This is a genomic window from Streptomyces sp. CB01881 (assembly GCF_002953255.1).
In the GTDB taxonomy this organism is placed as follows: domain Bacteria; phylum Actinomycetota; class Actinomycetes; order Streptomycetales; family Streptomycetaceae; genus Kitasatospora.
Genome location: NZ_CP026498.1, coordinates 10,918,203 through 10,920,061 on the forward strand (window position 1 = coordinate 10,918,203; position 1,859 = coordinate 10,920,061).

General features: G+C 72.2%; 2 protein-coding genes. One reads left to right on the forward strand and one right to left on the reverse strand.

Features of this window, described 5'->3' with window-relative positions; genetic code table 11:
- Positions 1-681: 681 nt before the first annotated feature.
- Positions 682-954, forward strand: coding sequence for a hypothetical protein (locus C2142_RS36995; protein ID WP_148647136.1), 273 nt, complete (start codon positions 682-684; stop codon positions 952-954).
- Positions 955-1,221: 267 nt separating this feature from the next.
- On the opposite strand, the gene C2142_RS37000 is transcribed toward C2142_RS36995, so the two are convergent.
- Positions 1,222-1,767, reverse strand: coding sequence for a DUF6328 family protein (locus C2142_RS37000; protein ID WP_148647137.1), 546 nt, complete (start codon positions 1,765-1,767; stop codon positions 1,222-1,224).
- Positions 1,768-1,859: the final 92 nt, after the last annotated feature.

Here is a 1,859-nt window from a genome sequence, read left to right on the forward strand (position 1 = left end):
GTCACCTCATGCTCCATCGGCAGGGCCGCCCAGATCCTCGACCTTGATCTCGCTTCCTGAACGACAGCGAAGGTCGCCACTCGACCTGGCGGAGCCCCCTGCGGCTCCTCCAGGGTTTGCCCTTCCCCGATAGGGACGCGGCGGGCTGAGGGCGGGTGTCCAGGTGCCGGAAGCCGACGAATTCCCCGCCGTGTTATCAGCCCCCAGTCCACGGGCCCGGGCCTTCGCCCCCGGCTACACCGTCACCTCCTGCACCGTCGTCGGCGAGCGGATCGACGTCGCCCCGGAGGTCACCGCCCACAGCAGCCACATCCCCGGCTACGCGGGCAACCTCGACATCATCAACGCGGCGGCGGTGCACTCGGCTGAGCGGGCTGCCGCCGCCCTGACCCGGGAAGGAGCGGCCGTGGACCAGGTGACCGAGCCGAAGGTGGTGCTCTACGACCCGACCCTGCGCGACGGCCACCACGCGGTGCGCCACCAGCTCGACGCCGGCCAGCTGCGCGCCTGCCGCCAGTGGACCCGCCGCCCCGGCGGCCGCTGCTGGCCCTGCCACCAGGAACGCAAGGAGCGGTTGGAACGGGAGGCCGAAGAGCAACTGGAAGCCGCCCGCACGGCCAACGCCTCGCTGCGCCCGTGCTGGACTGCCGGGGCTCGATCGGAGGGAAGGAGGGCTCGAAGTTGGAGCTGCGGGAGAGGACCGGTCCAAACCGGTTGGAGTGCCCGGCGTGCGAGGAGAAGCGGAAGCGGAGGGATCTCGGGTCGCTCGTCCTGCCGAAGCCGACCGAACACCGCGCCGCGGCCGGCGCCCTGCAACGCCTCACCCACCCCGGCACCCACGACACCGAGGCCGCCGCCCTGCTGCGCCATCCCGACCTCCTCGAACCCGTCGCCGCCCTCCATCGGGCCCACCTGGTGGAACGGTTGAGCGTGGAGGGCGCCGAAGTGGCGTGATACCACCCGCTGGGCAAGAGCCCGGGACGGGACCGACAGCCCGGCCGGGCGTGTGCGAGCGAGCGGATCGCCAGCTCGACATGGTGCGGGTTGCGCTGGTCGAGCCGGGTTCACGGAGGCCTTGCGGGCCTGGCCTCCCGCTGCGCCGGCTGCCGCGGACAGTGCAAGAAGGGAGATCGACCTCCGTTCCATCCTCGGCGATGCGGCGATGCGGCGATGCGGCGACGCGGGTACGGGTGCCACCTCGGCTGGACGGCAAAGGGGCTGTCATCGCGTGGGCTGGTCGCCGCCGGTGCCGCCGTGCTCGCGCAAGGCCGCCTGGCGTGCGGCCGTGCGCCGGAGCACGACCCAGGGCAGGACGAGCCAGGTGGTGGTGAACCACAACAGCACGACGGCGCTCAGCGTCCACGCGGCGGCCGGGCTGCCGGTCGCGGTGCGCAGCAGGAGCAGCAGGGCGGCGGAGATGGTCAGAGCCAGGGTGGTGAGCCCGATGGCGATGAGGCGGCCGGCGACGTGGATGAGCTCGGGTTTCATGCCGTGGCCGGCCAGGAAGCGGTGGAAGGCCACGGGTGCGATGAGGGCGCCGGTGGCGATAGCGCCGAGGACGACGGTGGCGACGTAGAGGTTCTTGTCGAAGTCGGGCAGGGCGGCGAAGCGCGGGGTGAAGGCCACGCCGATGAGGAAGCCGAAGAGGATCTGCGCGCCGGTCTGGCACACACGGACCTCCTGGAGCAGCTCGTTCCAGAGCCGGTCGGCCCGCTCCTGGGGCGTCTCGTTCCGGCCCGGTGCGCCGTCGCCGTCGTTCTTGGTCAACGGATCCCCCGGCCTACGGGCAGTACCTGGAGCGGGCCGCCTGAGCACGGGCGCAGCGCACCAGTTCCTCGCCGTAGGGCAGGGCGATGAAC